Below are 17,024 nucleotides of genomic sequence, written 5' to 3'. Positions count from 1 at the left end.
CCCGGTCCATACGATCCGCCAAAACGCCGGACCGCCGCCGAGCGGGCGTCAGTCGTGCTGCAGCAGCCGCCCCCGCCGGGACAGCACGAAGTCCCGGAAGGTCCGCGCCGGCGGGGTCAGCGGCCGCCCCGCCGCCCAGGCCAGCCCGATCGCCCGCCGGGTGCGCGGCGCCGTCACCTCCAGCTCCACCACCCCCGGTCGCGGCACCAAGGCCGGCGGCAGCAGCGCCACCCCCAGCCCGGCCGCCACCAGCCCGCGCAGCGTCTCCGCCTCCTCCCCCTCGAACGCCAGCCGGGGGACGAACCCGGCCTGCGCGCAGAAGCCGTCCGTGATCGCGCGCAGCCCGTACCCCTGCTCCAGCCCGACGAACGGCTCCTCGGCCACCTCCGCCAGCCGGATCCGCCGCCGCCCGGCCAGCCGGTGGTCCGCCGGGACGACCAGGTGCAGCCGCTGCTCGTCCAGCGGGCGGGCGGCGAACGCCGGGTCCTCCGGCAGCGGCGCGACCAGACAGAGGTCCAACTCCCCGGCCCGCAGCCGCTCCAGCATCGCCGCGCCGTAGTCCTGCACCAGCTGGAACCGCACCCGCGGGTGCGCCGCGCGGAAGCCGCGCAGCAGCGCCGGCACCGCGTCCGGCCCCATCGTGTGCAGGAAGCCGAAGGCCACCAGGCCCGCCTCCGGGTCCGCCTCCGCCCGGGCCGCCGCCGCACCGCGCTCGACCTCGGCCAGCGCCCGCTCCACCGAGGCCAGCAGCAGCCGGCCCGCCCGGGTCAGCTGCACCGTACGGCCCTGACGGGCCAGCAGGTCCACCCCCAGCTCCTCCTCCAGCCGGGCCACCGAGCGCGACAGCGTCGGCTGCGGCACCCCGAGCAGCGCGGCCGCCTGGGTCACGTGCTCCAGCCGGGCCACCGCCGCGAACCGGGCCAGCCGGGGCGCCAGCAGCACCGCCGGCTCCCGCGGGCCCAACTCGGCCACCCGGTACCGCTGCTCGCCGCCGTCCGCCGACTCCGGACCGGACATCGCGCCACCACCTCGACTCATACGCCAGTGCATCGATCATCCACGCTCCATGCATTGGACGCATCAACGGCGCCAGGCCTACGGTCGACGACATGCAGCCCGCCGATACCGGGGCATCCGTGACCACCCCGGATGCCCCCGCCACCGCCCCCTCCGCCGCCACCGCGGACGACCGCCACCGCCCCGGCCAGCGCGACTTCCGCCGCGCCAACCTCGCCCTGTTCGCCGCCGGGGTCGCGACCTTCGTCCTGCTCTACTCCACCCAGGGCCTGCTGCCGATCCTCTCGGCCGACCTCGACCTCACCCCCGGCCAGGCCAGCTGGACGGCCTCCGCCGCCACCCTCGGCCTCGCCCTCGGGCTGCTCCCGGCCAGCGCGCTCTCCGACAAGTACGGCCGCACCGCGGTGATGACGGCCTCCACCCTCGCCGCCTCCGCCCTCGCGCTCGCCCTGCCCTTCGCGCCGGACCTCACCGCCCTCGTCACCCTGCGGGTCCTCCAGGGCGCCGCCCTCGCCGGGCTCCCCGCCACCGCCATGGCCTACCTCGCCGAGGAGGTCCACCCCAGTGCGCTGCCCTCCGCGATGGGCCTGTACGTGGCCGGCAACAGCATCGGCGGAATGGGCGGCCGGCTGCTCTCCGGCTGGACCGCCGCCGGACTCGGCTGGCGCTGGGGCCTCGCCGCCTCCGCCGTCCTCGCCCTGCTCGCCACGCTCGCCTTCCGGCTGCTGATCCCCGCGGCCCGGCACTTCACCCCCGCCCCGGTGGACGCCCGCGCGCTCGCCCGGACCGTCGGACGGCACCTGCGCAACCCGCTGCTGGTGCGGCTGTACGCGCTCGGGATGCTGTTCATGGCCGTGTTCGGCGCGGTCTACAACACCGTCGGCTACCGGCTGATCTCCGCGCCGTTCCACCTGCCGGAGTCGATCGCCGCCTCGATCTTCGTGGTCTACCTGGTCGGCACCGGCACCTCCGCCGCGGCCGGCCGGCTCTCCGGCCACCTCGGCCGGCGCGGCGCCCTCTACGTCTCCATCGGCGTGACCGCGGCCGGCCTGCTGCTCTCCCTCGCCGAGTCCCTGGTCTGCGCCCTGCTCGGCCTGGTCCTGATCACCGCCGGCTTCTTCGCCGGCCACGCCACCGCCTCCTCCTCGGTCGGCCGCACCGCCACCGAGGGCCGCGCCCAGGCCTCCGCCCTCTACCTGATCGCCTACTACCTCGGCAACAGCCTCGGCGGCACCCTCGGCGCCGACGCCTACCACGCCACCGGCTGGCCCGGCGCCGCCACCGTCGGGCTCGCCGCCATGACCCTCGCCGCCGCCGTCACCCTCTACGCCACCCACCGGGCCCACGCGGCCCGCCGAACGGTCGCGAACGCTTGACAGCCGCCACGGATACACTCCGGAACATGAGCATCGATCCTGCTGTGTACGCCAGGCTGCTCGAGATCGCGGATCAGCTGCCGAAGGTGCCGGGGATAGGGAAGATCGAGATCGCCGACGGCCAGATCGTCATGATGATGTCGCCCGTGAAGCGTCACGAACTCGCCGTGCTGCGCCTCTCCCGACAGATCAACGCCCAGTTGTCGGCCACCCACCCCGGTCACATCGCGTATCACGGTGCGGATCTCCAGGACGCGGGGCTCGGCCAACTGCGCAACCCGGACCTGATGGTGTTCCCCGAGGCGACCCTGGAGGGCGAACAGCGGGCGGTCCTCCCGCACGAGGTGCTGCTGGTCGTGGAAGTCGTCTCCAAGTCGAACCCCGAGAACGACTACCACGACAAGGTCCGCGACTACTCGGCCATGGGGATTCCGTTCTACCTGCTCGTCGATCCCCGCACGGGCACGGGCATCGTGCACTCGGAACCCGGCTACGAGGCCCGGGAGAAGTTCGTCTTCGGCGACAGGATCGCCGTCGGTCCCTGGACGCTCGACACCAGCGGTCTGCTCACGTACGCCTGATCCGGCATACGTGAGCAGACCTCAGGACGCTCAGGCGATGCGGTCGAGGACGATCGGGTTCGGGGTGAAGGCCGTGCCCGCCGGGGCGACCTCGATGCCGCCGGCCAGGGCCTCGACGGCGTAGTCGAAGCGCTCCGGGGTGTCGGTGTGCAGGGTCAGCAGGGGCTGGCCGGCCACCACGGTGTCGCCGGGCTTGGCGTGCATCTCGACGCCGGCGCCGGCCTGGACCGGGTCCTCCTTGCGGGCGCGGCCGGCGCCCAGGCGCCAGGCGCAGACGCCGATCGCGTAGGCGTCCAGGGCGGTGAGCACGCCGGAGGCGGGCGCCGGGATGACGTGCTGCTCGCGGGCGACCGGGAGCGGGGCGTCGACGTCGCCGCCCTGGGCGGCGATCATGCGGCGCCAGTGGTCCATCGCGGAGCCGTCGCGCAGCGCGTCCGCCGGGTCCTTGCCCTGCACGCCGGCCGCGGCGAGCATCTCGCGGGCGAGCGCGAGGGTCAGCTCGACGACGTCGGCCGGGCCGCCGCCCGCGAGCACCTCCAGGGACTCCCGGACCTCCAGCGCGTTGCCCGCGGTGAGGCCGAGCGGGGTGGACATGTCGGTGAGCAGCGCGACGGTGTTGACCCCGGCGGTGGTGCCCAGGCCGACCATGGTGCGGGCGAGTTCGCGGGCGTCGTCCAGGTTCTTCATGAACGCGCCGGAGCCGACCTTGACGTCCAGGACCAGCGCGCCGGTGCCCTCGGCGATCTTCTTCGACATGATCGAGGAGGCGATCAGCGGGATGGCCTCGACGGTGCCGGTGACGTCGCGCAGCGCGTACAGCTTCTTGTCGGCCGGCGCGAGGCCGTCGCCCGCGGCGCAGATCACCGCGCCGGCGGAGCCCAGCACGTCCATCATCTCCTCGTTGGAGAGCAGGGCGCGCCAGCCGGGGATGGACTCCAGCTTGTCCAGGGTGCCGCCGGTGTGGCCGAGGCCGCGGCCGGACAGCTGGGGGACGGCGGCGCCGCAGGCGGCGACCAGCGGGGCGAGCGGCAGGGTGATCTTGTCGCCGACGCCGCCGGTGGAGTGCTTGTCGCTGGTGGGCAGCGGCAGCGAGGAGAAGTCCATCCGGACGCCGGAGCGGATCATGGCGTCGGTCCAGCGGCTGATCTCGCGCGGCTTCATCCCGTTCAACAGGATCGCCATCGCCAGCGCGGACATCTGCTCGTCGGCGACCTCACCGCGGGTGTAGGCGTCGATGACCCAGTCGATCTGAGCGTCGCTCAGCTCTCCGCGATCGCGCTTGGTCCTGATGACGGAGATGGCGTCCATGCGTGCTCCAAGAGGGGTTTCAAAAGCGAAGAGTGTCGCGAGATGACCGGGTTCCGGCCCACTCGCGACACTCTACGCGCGTAACAATTGCTGCGGCTAGGGCCAACCGGGCCCTTAGAGCCGCTCCGGCCCGAACGCGTCGGGAAGGACCTCGCTCATCGGCTTCACGCCCGAGGCCAGTTCGACCAGCAGCCCCGGCCCGCCGTGCTCGTACAGCAGTTGGCGGCAGCGCCCGCACGGCATCAGCAGTTCGCCGGCGCCGTCCACGCAGGTGAAGGCGACCAGCCGGCCGCCGCCGGAGGAGTGCAGCGCGGACACCAGCCCGCACTCGGCGCACAGCCCGAGCCCGTACGAGGCGTTCTCGACGTTGCAGCCGGTGACCACCCTGCCGTCGTCCACCAGGGCGGCCGCGCCGACCGGGAACCTGCTGTACGGCGCGTACGCGCGGCCCATGGCCTCGCGCGCCGCCGCGCGCAGCAGCTCCCAGTCGATCGCGGGCGGCGCCGCAGGCGCGGGGGTGGTCACTTGCCCTGGCCCTTGCGGTAGATCTGACCGTCCGCCTTGGGCATCCGCAGGCGCTGCGAGGCCAGCGAGAGCACCACCAGGGTGATCAGGTACGGCGTGGCGACGATCAGCGGGCGCTGCACCTCGTCGGTCAGCGAGTACCAGGCGATCAGGCCGCCGGCCACCACGAAGGAGACCACCGTCGCGGTGTACTTGCGGCGGTACAGCTGCCAGAGCGCGAACAGGATCATCGCGATGCCGACGATCAGGATCAGCACGTGCACCGACTCCGGGTCGCGCAGCTGGAGGCTGTCGGTGAAGCCGAACAGGCCGGCGCCCATGGCGAGGCCGCCGGGCATCCAGTTGCCGAAGATCATCGCGGCGAGGCCGATGAAGCCGCGGCCGAGGGTCTGGCCGTCCTTGTAGAAGTGCGCCGCGACCAGCGAGAGGTACGCCCCGCCGAGGCCGGCGAAGGCGCCGGAGGCGATGACCGCGAGGTACTTGTACTTGTAGACGTTGACGCCCAGCGACTCGGCGGCGGTGGGGTTCTCACCGCAGGAGCGCAGCCGCAGGCCGAACACCGTGCGCCAGAGCACGAAGTAGCTGACCACGATCAGCGCGCCGGCCAGCAGCACGACCACCGAGATGTTGGTGACCAGGCCGCCGAGCACGCCCGCGACGTCCGAGACGAAGAACCAGTGGTGGCTCTCGATGCTCTTCAGCCCGGAGGACAGGCCCGGGACGGTGATGTACGGCAGCGGGTCCGCCGGCGGGGACTGGTTCTGGCCGGCACCGACCGAGACGTAGTCCTTGTAGTAGATCCGGTTGACGTACGCGCAGATGCCGGGGATCAGCAGGTTGATGCCGACGCCGGAGACGATGTGGTCGACGCCGAAGGTGACCGTGACGACCGCGTGCAGCAGGCCGCCGACCGCCCCGCCCAGCATGCCGGCCAGCAGGCCGACCCACGGGTTGACCAGGTAGCCCGCCCAGGCGCCGCAGAAGGTGCCGGCGACCATCATGCCTTCGAGACCGATGTTGACCACACCGGCCCGCTCGGACCAGAGACCGCCCAGACCGGCCATGCCGATCGGCACGGCGGCGCCGAGCGCGGCGGTGACCTGCCCGGAGGAGGTCAACGAGTGGTTGCCGGTGGCCAGGCCCACGGCGGAGAACAGCATCAGGGCGCCCGCGATCAGGAGCAGGACGACCGGCCAGGACAGCTTGCGCTTCTTCGCGGGTGCGCCCGACGCCTTCGGACGGGCAGCCGTTGCCGTGCTCATGCGGACACCTCCTTCTTCTCACTGTTCGCGGCAGCCTGGGCGGCGAGCTGGGCGCCGACCTTCTGCTGCTGACGCTTCAGGCCGTAGCGGCGCACCAGCTCGTACGCGACGACGACGCAGATGACGATGGTGCCCTTCATGACGTCGACGATCTCGAACGGGAAGCCGCCCTGGAGCGGCAGCACCGAGCCGGTGACGTCCAGGAACGCGAACAGCAGCGCCGCGAAGGCCATGCCGATCGGGCTGTTCCGGCCGAGCAGGGCGATCGAGATGCCCAGGAAGCCCAGACCGGGCTGGAAGCTCTGGCCGAAGTAGTACGAGTTCTGCAGCAGCTCCGGCAGGCCGATCAGACCGGCGATGGCTCCGGAGACCACCATCGAGATGACCACCATGCGCTTGACGTTCACGCCGGAGGCGGTCGCCGCGGACTCCGAGCGGCCGGTGGCGCGCAGGTCGAAGCCGAAGCGGGTGCGGGTCAGCACGAACTGGAAGACCACTCCGACCAGGGCGGCGACGAAGATGAAGCCCCAGAGCGTTCCGCCGGCCGTCTCCAGCGAGAAGAAGTGGCTGGACTGCGAGATCGGCTCGGTCTGGATCGAGTTGGTGGTGCCGCTGGTCTTCGGCGCGAAGATGCCGGGGACGAGCAGCAGACCGATGATCGCGGTCGCGATCGAGTTCAGCATGATGGTCGAGATGACCTCGCTGACGCCGCGGTAGACCTTCAGCAGACCGGCGATGCTCGCGTACAGACCGCCGACCAGCATGGCCGTGACCAGCAGCAGCGGGATCTGGATGAAGGCCGGCAGGTCCACCTTGGCGCCGACGAAGGCCGCGAACAGTGCCGCGACCTTGTACTGGCCCTCGACGCCGATGTTGAACAGGTTCATCCGGAACCCGAACGCGGCGGCCGCGGCGGCCAGGTAGTAGGTGGTGGACCGGTTGAGGATGCCCACCTGGCCGTCCGACTTGCCGGCGTACGTGATCATCACGTTCCAGGCGTCGAACGGGTTCTTGCCCGAAGTCGCCAGCAGGACGGAACAGATCGCGATGGAGAGCAGGACCGCGAGCACCGGCGCCGCCAGCGCGAGCACGATCCGCTCACCGCTGAACCGCTGGGCCAGGCCGGGCTTCGCGGCGGCGGGGTTGGGACTGGTCATGGGTTACTCCCCCGCCTGCGGGTCGTCGGCGGTGTCGGTGGGCTGGTGCCCGGCCTCGGCCTCGGTGCCCTCGGCCGCGACGGCCTGCGCCTCGGCGACGGCCTCCGGCTCGGACTCCAGGTGGCCGCTGGCGGCACCGGTCATCGCGGTGCCGAGGTCCTCGGCGGTGACGGTGGCCGGGTCGGCGTCGGCGACCAGGCGGCCGCGGTAGATGACCCGGATGGTGTCGGACAGGCCGATCAGCTCGTCCAGGTCGGCGGAGATCAGCAGGACGGCCAGGCCGGCCCGCTGGGCGACCCGGATGTGCTCCCAGATCTGCGCCTGCGCGCCGACGTCCACACCGCGGGTGGGGTGGGCGGCGATCAGCAGCTTGGGCTGGTGGCTCATCTCGCGGCCGATGATCAGCTTCTGCTGGTTGCCGCCGGAGAGCGAGGCCGCGGTGACCTCGATGCCGGGAGTGCGGACGTCGTACTCCTCGACGATCCGCCAGGTGTCCGTGCGGGCGGCGGCCGGGTCGAGCAGCACGCCCTTGGAGTTGGGCGCCTCGGTGACGTGGCCGAGGATGCGGTTCTCCCAGAGCGGGGCCTCCAGCAGCAGGCCGTGCTTGTGGCGGTCCTCGGGGATGTAGCCGATGCCGGCCTCGCGGCGGGCCCGGGTCAGGGTGCCGGAGAGGTCCTTGCCGTCCAGGGTGACGGTGCCGGCGTTCAGCGGCAGCATCCCCATGACGGCCTCGACCAGCTCGGCCTGGCCGTTGCCCTCGACACCGGCGATGCCCAGGATCTCGCCCTTGTGGATGCGCAGCGAGATGTCGTCGAGGACGACGCGCTCGATGCCCTCGGCGTCGGTCTTGGCGATCCGCAGGCCCTCGACGTCGAGCATCACGGCGTCGGTGACGGTCGACTCGCGGCTCTCCGGGGAGGGCAGCTCGGCGCCGACCATCAGCTCGGCGAGCTGCCGGGCGGTGACGGCCTTCGGGTCGGCGTCGCCGACCGTGGTGCCGCGCCGGATGACGCTGATCGCGTCGGCCACCGCGAGCACCTCGTGCAGCTTGTGCGAGATGAAGATGACGGTGACGCCCTCGGACTTGAGCTCGCGCAGGTTGTCGAACAGCGCGTCGACCTCCTGCGGGACGAGCACGGCCGTGGGTTCGTCGAGGATCAGGATCTTGGCGCCGCGGTACAGCACCTTGAGGATCTCGACGCGCTGGCGGTCGGCGACGCCGAGGTCCTCGACCAGGACGTCCGGGCGCACGCCCAGGCCGTACTGGTCGGAGATCTCCTTGATCTTCGCCTTCGCCCTGGCACCGATGCCGTGGAGCTTCTCGCCGCCGAGGACGACGTTCTCCCACACCGTGAGGTTGTCGGCGAGCATGAAGTGCTGGTGCACCATGCCGACGCCGCGGGAGATGGCGTCGCCGGGGGTGTTGAACTCGCACGGCTCGCCGTTGATCGCGATGGTGCCCTCGTCCGGCTTCTGCATGCCGTAGAGGATCTTCATCAGCGTCGACTTGCCGGCGCCGTTCTCACCCATCAGGGCGTGCACGGTCCCGGTGCGGACGGTGAGGTTGATGTCGTGGTTGGCCACGACACCCGGGAAGCGCTTGGTGATGCCGCGCAGTTCGACGGCCGGTGTCGCCGTCCCCGCGCTGGGGGTGCCGTCCTTGCGCAGGGGGACGGGGTCGGATGCGGTGATGGCGGTCTCCTGGTGGTCTGGAGGCGCGTCGTTGCGCTCGGAGGGCCAAGGGGGAACGGAGAGACGGAACGGGGCCCGGGGGTACGCGTTGAGCGCACCCTGCCGGGCCCCTCCCGTGAACTGTGTGGATGCGTCGCCCTGCCGGGCAGGCGGCGGGCTCTGCGGCGTCCGGGACGCGCGGTGCTTACTTGACCGGCGCGGTCGGAATGGTGGTGGCGCCGGACTTGATCGCGTCGGCGGCGACCTTCAGCTTGTCCTGGATGTCGTCGATCTTGCCGCCGGTGGTGGCGAGCGAGACGCCCTCGGCCTTCAGGTCGAACAGCTTGACGCCGGTCGGGCTCTGGCCCTGCTTGACCGACTGGACGTACGAGAACACCGCGGTGTCGACGTTCTTGACCATCGAGGTCAGGATGCTGTTCTTGTACTTCGCCAGGGCCGGCTGGCTGGCCTGGTCGGAGTCGACACCGATGGCCAGGGCGCCCGACTTGTTGGCGACGGCCTCGATGGCGCCGTTGCCGGAGGAGCCGGCGGCGGTGTAGATGACGTCCGCGCCCTTGTCGAGCTGACCCTGCGCGGCCTCCTTGCCCTTGTCGGGCGAGGCGAAGCCGGTGAAGTCCGGCGGGGTGGTCAGGTAGGTGGTCTCGACCGTGATGCTCGGGTCGACGGACTTCACACCCGCCGTGTAACCGGCCTCGAACTTCTTGATCAGCTCGGACTGCACACCGCCGATGAAGCCGACGTGCTTGGCCCTCGACTTGTTCGCGGCGGCGACACCGGCCAGGTACGAGCCCTCCTGCTCGGCGAAGAGCAGCGAGGTGACGTTGGCCGGCTGGTCCTTGTCGTTCGAGTCGATGATCGCGAACTTGACCGTCGGGTTGTCCTTGGCGATCTTGTTGACCGCCGGCTGGTAGACGAAGCCGACCGCGATGATCGTCTTGTAACCCGCGTCGATCAGGTTCTTGAGACGGGTCTCCTTGTCGGCCTCGGCCTCGCCCTGCTTGGCCTCGGCCTCGGTCACGCCGACGCCCAGCTCGGACTTGGCCTTGTCGAGGCCACGGGCGGCGGAGTCGTTGAACGACTGGTCGCCGCGGCCACCGATGTCGTAGGCCATGCCGACCTTGAGCGAACCGTCGCCCGAGCCGGAGGAGGAGGAGTCGGTGCTCTTTGCGCCGCAAGCGGCGAGCGAGGCCATGCCCAGGGAACCCGAGAGCACAACCGCGGCGAGCTTCATTGAACGGCGCAAGGGGATATCTCCTTCTACACGCAACCGTTTGGCGTGGTCGGACGCCACCGTAACGCGCGTAGAACACGGTTGTGTTACGGGGTGCCGGAGCATACGGGTTGTTATCAAACCGTGGTCTGATGTTCTCCCCGGGGCTCTATCCCCCGCGCGGACGGTGATCCGAGGTCGGTTCGGTCAGTTTACGTAACCCCGACGGGACCCCGGATCCGGCCGTTCCGCTTCGCTCCGGCCGCACCGCCCCCGGACCTGCCGTCAGCTGCCGTCCGCCTCCAGGGCCAGCGCCGAGAACAGTTCCACGCCGATGCCGATCGCCCGCTCGTCCACGTCGAACCGGCCCTGGTGCAGGTCCCGGACCGTGGCGTCGCCGGGGGCGCGGACGCCGAGCCGGGCCAGCGCGCCCGGGGCGTGCTCCAGGTACCAGGAGAAGTCCTCGCCGCCCAGGCTCTGCTCGGTGCCCTCCACCACCACGGCGCCGTCCCCGCCGAAGCGGGCGTGCATCGCCCCGTCCAGCAGGGCGACCGAGACCGCCTCGTTCACCACCGGCGGCACCCCGCGGTGGTAGTCCAGCGTCCACTTGGCCCGGTGGGTCTCGGACAGCTTGGCGATCAGCTCGTGCAGCAGGTCCGGCGCCTCCCGCCAGCCGTCCAGCTCCAGGCAGCGGACGGTGCCCTCCAGCTCGGCGTGCTGCGGGATGACGTTGGGCGCGGAGCCGGAGGCGATCCGCCCCCAGACCAGGCTGACGCCCCAGCGCGGGTCCATCCGGCGGGCCAGCGCCCCCGGGAGGTCGGCGGCCGTCCTGGCGACCGCGGTGACCAGGTCCGTGGTCAGGTGCGGACGGGCGGTGTGCCCGCCGGGACCGTCCAGGTGCAGCACCAGGCGGTCGCAGGCCGAGGTGATCGCCCCGACCCGCAGGGCGATCCGGCCGACCTCCACCTTCGGGTCGCAGTGCACCGCGAAGATCCGCCCGACACCCGCCATCCCGCCGGCCTTGATGACGTCCAGCGCGCCGCCCGGCATGACCTCCTCGGCGGGCTGGAACACCAGCCTGACGGGGCGGCGCAGCTCACCGGCGCGGGCGGCCTCGGCCAGCACCAGGCCGGTGCCGAGCAGCACCGAGGTGTGCACGTCGTGGCCGCAGGCGTGGGCCCGGCCGGGGACGGTGGAGCGGTACGGCACGTCGGTCTTGGCGTCGTCGATCGGCAGCGCGTCGATGTCGGCGCGGAAGGCCAGGAACTCCGTCCCCGGGGCGGTGCCGGGCGGGACGATGTCGACGAGCATGCCGGTGCCGCCGGGCAGCACCCGGGGTTCGAGCCCGGCGGCCGCCAGCCGGTCGCGCAGCAGCCCGGTGGTTCGGAACTCCTGGCGGCCCAGCTCCGGGTGCCGGTGCAGATCACGACGGAAGGCGATCAGCTCGGGCTCCAGCGCCCGGACCCGGTCGCGCAGATCGGCGGCGGGGCGTGGGACGGCGAGAGTGGTGCCCGGCTGAGCGGGCTCAGGACGGTTCATCTCGCCAATCGTAGGCCTGTTGGGGGGATTTGGCCCGACTTCCGGAAAACTAGTCCCCGGATGGGTGCATACCGGCCGGACACGTGGGTATGACATCTTGTTTCAGCCGCCTTCCCCGGGTTGCGTGCCCTGTGCAACGACCACCCCGGCCGACGGTCACGGCCCGCCACTTCCCCGACGACACCGACGGGTTGACGGCCGTTCAGCAGGACGTCAGAAGCGCTCCACCGGGGAATACGTCCCCCACACTCCGCGCAGCGCGTCGCACACCTCGCCGACGGTGGCGCGGGCGGCCAGCGCCTCCTTCATCGGGTACAGCACGTTCCCCGTCCCCTCGGCGGTGCGGCGCAGCGCGTCCAGCCCCCGGGTGACGGCGTCGGCGGAGCGCTCGGCCCGCAGCCGGGCCAGCCGCCGCGCCTGCCGCTCCTCGATCGCCGGGTCCACCCGCAGCGGCTGGTAGGGCTCCTCCGTGTCCGACCGGAAGCGGTTGACCCCGACCACCGTCCGCTCCCCGGAGTCGGTCTCCTGCTGGAGCCGGTAGGCGGTGCGCTCGATCTCGCCCTTCTGGTAGCCCCGTTCGATCGCGGCCACCGCGCCGCCCTGCTCCTCGATCCGGTCCATCAGCGACCGCGCCGCGGCCTCCACCTCGTCGGTGAGCGACTCGACGGCGTAGGAGCCGGCGAACGGGTCCACGGTGGCGGTCACGTCGGTCTCGTACGCGAGCACCTGCTGGGTGCGCAGGGCGAGCCGGGCGGCCTTCTCGGTGGGCAGCGCGATCGCCTCGTCGTAGCTGTTCGTGTGCAGCGACTGGGTGCCGCCGAGCACCGCGGCGAGCGCCTGCACGGTGACCCGGGCCAGGTTGACCTCGGGCTGCTGGGCCGTGAGCTGCACTCCGGCGGTCTGGGTGTGGAAGCGCAGCATCTGCGAGCGCGGGTTCCGGGCACCGAACACGTCGCGCATGATTCTGGCCCAAATCCTGCGTGCCGCACGGAACTTGGCCACTTCCTCCAGCAACGTCGTGCGGGCCACGAAGAAGAACGAGAGCCGGGGGGCGAAGTCGTCCACGGCCATCCCGGCGGCGATCGCGGTGCGGACGTAGGCGATGCCGTTGGCCAGCGTGAAGGCGATCTCCTGCGCGGGATCGGCCCCGGCCTCGGCCATGTGGTACCCGGAGATGGAGATGGTGTTCCAGCGCGGGATCTCGGCCCGGCAGTACCGGAACACGTCGGCGACCAGCCGCAGCGAGGGCTGCGGCGGGAAGATGTAGGTGCCGCGGGCGATGTACTCCTTCAGCACGTCGTTCTGGACCGTGCCGGTGAGCGCGGCCGGCGCCACCCCCTGGGCCTCGCCGACCAGTTGGTAGAGGAGCAGGAGCAGGGCGGCGGGCGCGTTGATGGTCATCGAGGTGGACACCCCGCCGAGCGGGATGCCGTCGAACAGCACCGCCATGTCCTCGACGCCGTCCACGGCGACGCCCACCTTGCCGACCTCCCCGGCGGCGAGCGGCGCGTCCGAGTCGTAGCCCATCTGGGTGGGCAGGTCGAAGGCGACCGAGAGGCCGGTGCCGCCGCCCGCGATCAGCTGCCGGTAGCGGGCGTTGGACTCGGCGGCGGTGCCGAAGCCCGCGTACTGGCGCATCGTCCAGGGGCGGCCGGTGTACATCGTCGGATAGACGCCCCGGGTGTAGGGGTACTCCCCCGGCCGGCCCAGCCGGGCGCCGGCCTCCCGGCCGGCCAGGGACTCGGGGCCGTACAGCGGCTCGATCGCGAAACCCGACTCGGCGCGGCGCGGTTCGGCTGTCACGGGGGTGCCTCCTCCGGAGCTGGGGAGCGGGTCCTCGCAATGTAGGGCCTGGCCGGCCCGCCGCGGCGGCGACGCGGTTGAGATGATCGGGTGAACGACCGATGAGCCCCAGGGAGTGGCAATGACCGAGCAGAAGGTGGCCGTGGTCACCGGTGCCAGCAGCGGAATCGGCGCGGCGACCGCCCGCCGGCTGGCCGCCGAGGGCTTCGACGTGGTGCTTACCGCCCGGCGCACCGACCGCGTCGAGGCGCTGGCCGAGGAGATCGCCGCCCGGGGCGGTTCGGCCCGCGCGGTCACCCTGGACGTCACCGACCGGGCCGCGGTGGACGCCTTCGCCGCCGCGGTCGGCCGGGTCGACGTCCTGGTGAACAACGCCGGCGGCGCGATCGGCGCGGAGAGCGTCGAGCACGGGGACCCGGCCGACTGGCGGGCCATGTACGAGGTGAACGTGCTCGGCGTGCTGCACGTGACGCAGGCCCTGCTGCCGGCCCTGCGGGCCACCGGCGACGGCACGGTGCTGGTGCTCTCCTCGACCGCCGCGCTGGCCGCGTACGAGGGCGGCGGCGGGTACGTCGCCGCCAAGCACGCCGCGCACACCATCGCCGCCACGCTGCGGCTGGAGCTGTGCGGGGAGCCGATCCGGGTGATCGAGATCGCGCCCGGCATGGTGAAGTCCGAGGGCTTCGCGGTCACCCGCTTCCGCGGCGACGAGGAGAAGGCCGCCGCCGTGTACGCGGGCGTGGCCGAACCGCTCACCTCGGAGGACATCGCGGACACCGTGGCGTGGGCGGTCACCCGGCCCTCGCACGTGAACATCGACCTGCTGGTGGTCCGCCCCCGGGCGCAGGCCGCCAACCACAAGGTCCACCGCGCCTGAGCCCGGCCCGGCGGGCGGCCCCGGAGCAGGGGCCAAGATCGAACACGTCACCCCCCGGTGGTACACACGTGCGATGAGAACCTTCCGGGCCGCCCGCCCACGGGTCCTGCTGACCGCGCTGGCGGCAGGCACCCTACTCCTCGCCTCCGCCTGCGACGACACCGCCGCGCCGGCCCAGGACCGGGCCGCGGGCACCACCGCGCCCGCCGCCGCCACCCCCACGGCCACCCCGACACCGACGCCCAGGCCCACCGGCGAGGCCGACCCGGCACTCAAGCCCTTCTACGGCCAGCAGATCACCTGGGCCGACTGCCCGGCCGACGCCCGGGCGGAGAAGGCCAAGATCGACATATCCGGCCTGCGGTGCGGCACGCTGCACGTCCCGCTGGACTACGCCGCCCCCGCCACCGACGCCCTCGACCTCGCGCTGGTCAAGTACCCGGCCGCCAAGCCGGACCAGCGGATCGGCTCGCTGATGGTCAACCCCGGCGGCCCCGGCGAATCCGGCGTCGGGATGGTCAAGTACGGCGCCAAGCAGTTCGCCGGCACCCTGCACGACCGCTTCGACGTGGTCGGCTTCGACCCCCGCGGCACCGGCGACAGCTCCCCGGTCGTCTGCTACGACGACAAGCAGCACGACGCCGTCAACCAGACGGACGCCTCCCTCGACCCGGCCGTCCGCAAGGCCGAGCACGTCAAGCAGGCCACCGAGCACGCCGCCGCCTGCCAGGCCAGGTCCGGCAGGCTGCTGCCCTTCGTCGGCACCCGCAACACCGCCCGCGACCTGGACGTGCTGCGCGCCGCGGTCGGCGACAAGCAGCTCAACTACCTCGGCATCTCCTACGGGACGTACCTCGGCGCGCTCTACGCCGAGGAATTCCCGAAGAACACCGGCCGGCTGATCCTGGACGGCGCGGTCGACCCCGGCCAGGACCGGCTGGACCACGGGGTCGACCAGCAGGTCGGCTTCGAGAAGTCCTTCGAGCGCTTCGCCGCCGACTGCGTGGAGAACCACGCCGACGAGTGCCCGCTCGGCAAGGACGGCACCAAGGCCGCCAAGAAGGCCGCCGACTTCCTCGACGGGCTGTACGACCACCCGCTGACCACCAAGGACGGCCGCAAGCTCGGCCGCGACCAGGCCTGGACCGGCACCATCTCGCTCCTCTACGGCGACGAGACGACCTCCTGGAAGTACCTGCGCGCCGCCCTCGGCTGGGCGATGGTGCGCGACAAGGGCGACTACCTGATGGCCTTCGCCGACGACTACAACGGCCGGGACGCGGACGGCCACTACAGCCCGGTGGACGAGGCCAACAACGCGATCGGCTGCGCCGACGCCGCCCGCCCCGCGCCCACCCCCGAGCACGCCAGGGCCGCCGTGGACCGGCTGCTCGCCGAGGCGCCGCTGATGTCCAGGGGCGTCACGGTGGACGACTTCAGCGAGGCCGGCTGCGCCTACTGGCCGTTCAGGACGCAGGAGACGCCGCACACCGTCCGGGCCGAGGGCAGCGCGCCGATCCTGGTGGTCGGCAGCACCGGCGACCCGGCCACCCCGTACGCCTCGGCCGAGGCGCTGGCCAAGGGCTTCGCCAACGCCACCCTGCTCACCCGGGTCGGTGAGGGGCACGGCGCCTTCGGGAAGGGCAACACCTGCATCGACCGGGCCATGGAGGCCTACCTGACCGAGGGCACGATGCCGGCCCCGGGCACCCGCTGCGACTGAGTCCCGCGGACCGGACCGGCCCGGCCCGGTCCTCGGTGGACGGCGGCGCCGCGGCTGGCGGCAGGACGCGGGGAGGGCGCTGACGCGCAGGTGTCAACGTCACAACTTGATAGCTCGTCCGGATGAATTCGGCGCGCGCCCTCCCCAACTGATGACCGCTCAACTACCTTTGAGGCGCAGGTCGACCGGCGCCAACGCGCCCCTCGGCAGCCCCCATCCCACCCGTTCACCACCCCACTCCACCGGCACCTTCCCGCCCTCACGAGGAGGACCCGCTGGCCAGCGACATCCCGTCACAGCGGCTCGACGTCAGAACAGAGCCGACCCTCCTCGGGTTGCACCGCTTCAACGAAGCCGACGCCGGCGCTGCCGAGGAGGCCCTGCTGGCCTGCTGCGGCAGCCACCGCTGGGCCCTGCGGCTCACCGCACACCGGCCCTACCCCGACATCGAGTCCCTGCTGGCCGCCGCCAGCGAGGCCTCCTACGACCTCCGCCCGGCCGACCTCACCGAGGCGCTGGCGGACGAGAGCTGGATGCCGCAGCCGCTGCTCGGCATGCGGGCTCCCGGAAGCCAGGCCGCGCACACCGCGCTGCGGGCCGCGCACGCCGCGTACGAGGCCCGGTTCGGCCACGTCTTCGTGGTCTGCCTGGAAGGGGTCGCCCCGGAGGAGATGCTCGACACCGTGCTCTCCTCCATCCGCACCCGCCTCGCCAACGACCCGGACGAGGAGCGGCTGATCGCGTCCGACGAACTCCGCCGGATCGCCCTCACCCGCCTGGAGCACCTGGTCGCCACCCCCTCGGAGGCCGCGGCGCGCTGAGCGCACATCACCCACCCCTCCTCACCCACTCCTCTTCACCCTCGCGGGTGATCCCGCCCGCGAAACCGCCCGGACGAGTGAGGCCACGGCACCATCCGATCCGAACCACCACCGAATCCGAACCCGCCCCGCC

The 17,024-nt window shown here is 72.2% G+C and carries 14 protein-coding genes; 5 read left to right on the top strand and 9 right to left on the bottom strand.

Features of this window, described 5'->3' with window-relative positions; all coding sequences use genetic code 11:
* Positions 1-48: 48 nt before the first annotated feature.
* Positions 49-1,017, bottom strand: coding sequence for a LysR family transcriptional regulator (locus tag ACGFSC_RS03950; RefSeq protein WP_359911524.1), 969 nt, complete (start codon positions 1,015-1,017; stop codon positions 49-51).
* Between the two features lie 92 nt (positions 1,018-1,109).
* Here ACGFSC_RS03950 and ACGFSC_RS03945 point away from each other — a divergent pair, with 92 nt between their 5' ends.
* Positions 1,110-2,393, top strand: coding sequence for an MFS transporter (locus tag ACGFSC_RS03945; protein WP_359911527.1), 1,284 nt, complete (start codon positions 1,110-1,112; stop codon positions 2,391-2,393).
* A 26-nt stretch (positions 2,394-2,419) separates the two neighbouring features.
* Positions 2,420-2,974: a Uma2 family endonuclease gene (locus ACGFSC_RS03940; protein ID WP_359911529.1), complete on the top strand. Its 555-nt coding sequence runs from the start codon at positions 2,420-2,422 to the stop codon at positions 2,972-2,974.
* A gap of 30 nt (positions 2,975-3,004) precedes the next feature.
* Here ACGFSC_RS03940 and ACGFSC_RS03935 read toward each other — a convergent pair whose 3' ends face one another.
* The 8 genes from ACGFSC_RS03935 to ACGFSC_RS03900 all read right to left on the bottom strand — a co-directional run bounded on the left by ACGFSC_RS03935 (position 3,005) and on the right by ACGFSC_RS03900 (position 13,470).
* Positions 3,005-4,282, bottom strand: coding sequence for a thymidine phosphorylase (locus ACGFSC_RS03935; RefSeq protein ID WP_359911531.1), 1,278 nt, complete (start codon positions 4,280-4,282; stop codon positions 3,005-3,007).
* 114 nt (positions 4,283-4,396) lie between these two features.
* Positions 4,397-4,807 carry a cytidine deaminase gene (locus tag ACGFSC_RS03930; RefSeq protein ID WP_359911534.1) on the bottom strand — a complete coding sequence of 137 codons (411 nt, stop codon included), beginning with the start codon at positions 4,805-4,807 and terminating at the stop codon, positions 4,397-4,399.
* Positions 4,804-6,069, bottom strand: a complete 1,266-nt coding sequence (locus ACGFSC_RS03925) for an ABC transporter permease (protein WP_359911537.1) — start codon at positions 6,067-6,069, stop codon at positions 4,804-4,806. Before ACGFSC_RS03925 ends, ACGFSC_RS03930 begins: the two co-directional genes overlap by 4 nt.
* A complete protein-coding gene (locus tag ACGFSC_RS03920; protein WP_359911540.1) occupies positions 6,066-7,226 on the bottom strand; it encodes an ABC transporter permease in 1,161 nt (386 codons plus the stop codon). The genes ACGFSC_RS03925 and ACGFSC_RS03920 overlap by 4 nt, the downstream gene beginning before the upstream one ends.
* A 3-nt stretch (positions 7,227-7,229) precedes the next feature.
* Positions 7,230-8,810, bottom strand: coding sequence for an ABC transporter ATP-binding protein (locus ACGFSC_RS03915; RefSeq protein ID WP_380350510.1), 1,581 nt, complete (start codon positions 8,808-8,810; stop codon positions 7,230-7,232).
* 292 nt (positions 8,811-9,102) lie between these two features.
* Positions 9,103-10,161, bottom strand: coding sequence for a BMP family ABC transporter substrate-binding protein (locus ACGFSC_RS03910; protein WP_359911543.1), 1,059 nt, complete (start codon positions 10,159-10,161; stop codon positions 9,103-9,105).
* Between the two features lie 252 nt (positions 10,162-10,413).
* Positions 10,414-11,667, bottom strand: a complete 1,254-nt coding sequence (locus tag ACGFSC_RS03905; protein WP_359911546.1) for an amidohydrolase — start codon at positions 11,665-11,667, stop codon at positions 10,414-10,416.
* Between the two features lie 213 nt (positions 11,668-11,880).
* Positions 11,881-13,470 (bottom strand): methylmalonyl-CoA mutase family protein, encoded by a 1,590-nt coding sequence (locus tag ACGFSC_RS03900; RefSeq protein ID WP_359911548.1) that lies wholly within the window; start codon positions 13,468-13,470, stop codon positions 11,881-11,883.
* Between the two features lie 121 nt (positions 13,471-13,591).
* Between ACGFSC_RS03900 and ACGFSC_RS03895 the strand changes: the two genes are divergently transcribed.
* The 3 genes from ACGFSC_RS03895 (at position 13,592) to ACGFSC_RS03885 (ending at position 16,891) form a co-directional block, all read left to right on the top strand.
* Positions 13,592-14,347 carry an SDR family oxidoreductase gene (locus ACGFSC_RS03895; protein ID WP_359911551.1) on the top strand — a complete coding sequence of 252 codons (756 nt, stop codon included), beginning with the start codon at positions 13,592-13,594 and terminating at the stop codon, positions 14,345-14,347.
* Positions 14,348-14,420: 73 nt separating this feature from the next.
* Positions 14,421-16,070 (top strand): alpha/beta hydrolase, encoded by a 1,650-nt coding sequence (locus ACGFSC_RS03890; protein ID WP_359911554.1) that lies wholly within the window; start codon positions 14,421-14,423, stop codon positions 16,068-16,070.
* Between the two features lie 335 nt (positions 16,071-16,405).
* Positions 16,406-16,891 carry a 2-oxo-4-hydroxy-4-carboxy-5-ureidoimidazoline decarboxylase gene (locus ACGFSC_RS03885; protein ID WP_359911557.1) on the top strand — a complete coding sequence of 162 codons (486 nt, stop codon included), beginning with the start codon at positions 16,406-16,408 and terminating at the stop codon, positions 16,889-16,891.
* Positions 16,892-17,024: the final 133 nt, after the last annotated feature.

It is taken from the genome of Kitasatospora sp. NPDC048715, assembly GCF_043198905.1.
GTDB classification, from domain to species: domain Bacteria; phylum Actinomycetota; class Actinomycetes; order Streptomycetales; family Streptomycetaceae; genus Kitasatospora; species Kitasatospora lactacystinica.
Note: the sequence above shows the minus strand (reverse complement) of the source record. Positions and strands in the feature narration are given on the sequence as shown.

Bases quoted from the DNA above. Each gene is read 5' to 3' on its own strand.
- ACGFSC_RS03950 (WP_359911524.1), bottom strand. From the start codon at position 1,017: ATGTCCGGTCCGGAGTCGGCGGACGGCGGCGAGCAGCGGTACCGGGTG.
- ACGFSC_RS03945 (WP_359911527.1), top strand. From the start codon at position 1,110: ATGCAGCCCGCCGATACCGGGGCATCCGTGACCACCCCGGATGCCCCC.
- ACGFSC_RS03940 (WP_359911529.1), top strand. From the start codon at position 2,420: ATGAGCATCGATCCTGCTGTGTACGCCAGGCTGCTCGAGATCGCGGAT.
- ACGFSC_RS03935 (WP_359911531.1), bottom strand. From the start codon at position 4,282: ATGGACGCCATCTCCGTCATCAGGACCAAGCGCGATCGCGGAGAGCTG.
- ACGFSC_RS03925 (WP_359911537.1), bottom strand. From the start codon at position 6,069: ATGAGCACGGCAACGGCTGCCCGTCCGAAGGCGTCGGGCGCACCCGCG.
- ACGFSC_RS03920 (WP_359911540.1), bottom strand. From the start codon at position 7,226: ATGACCAGTCCCAACCCCGCCGCCGCGAAGCCCGGCCTGGCCCAGCGG.
- ACGFSC_RS03905 (WP_359911546.1), bottom strand. From the start codon at position 11,667: ATGAACCGTCCTGAGCCCGCTCAGCCGGGCACCACTCTCGCCGTCCCA.
- ACGFSC_RS03895 (WP_359911551.1), top strand. From the start codon at position 13,592: ATGACCGAGCAGAAGGTGGCCGTGGTCACCGGTGCCAGCAGCGGAATC.
- ACGFSC_RS03890 (WP_359911554.1), top strand. From the start codon at position 14,421: ATGAGAACCTTCCGGGCCGCCCGCCCACGGGTCCTGCTGACCGCGCTG.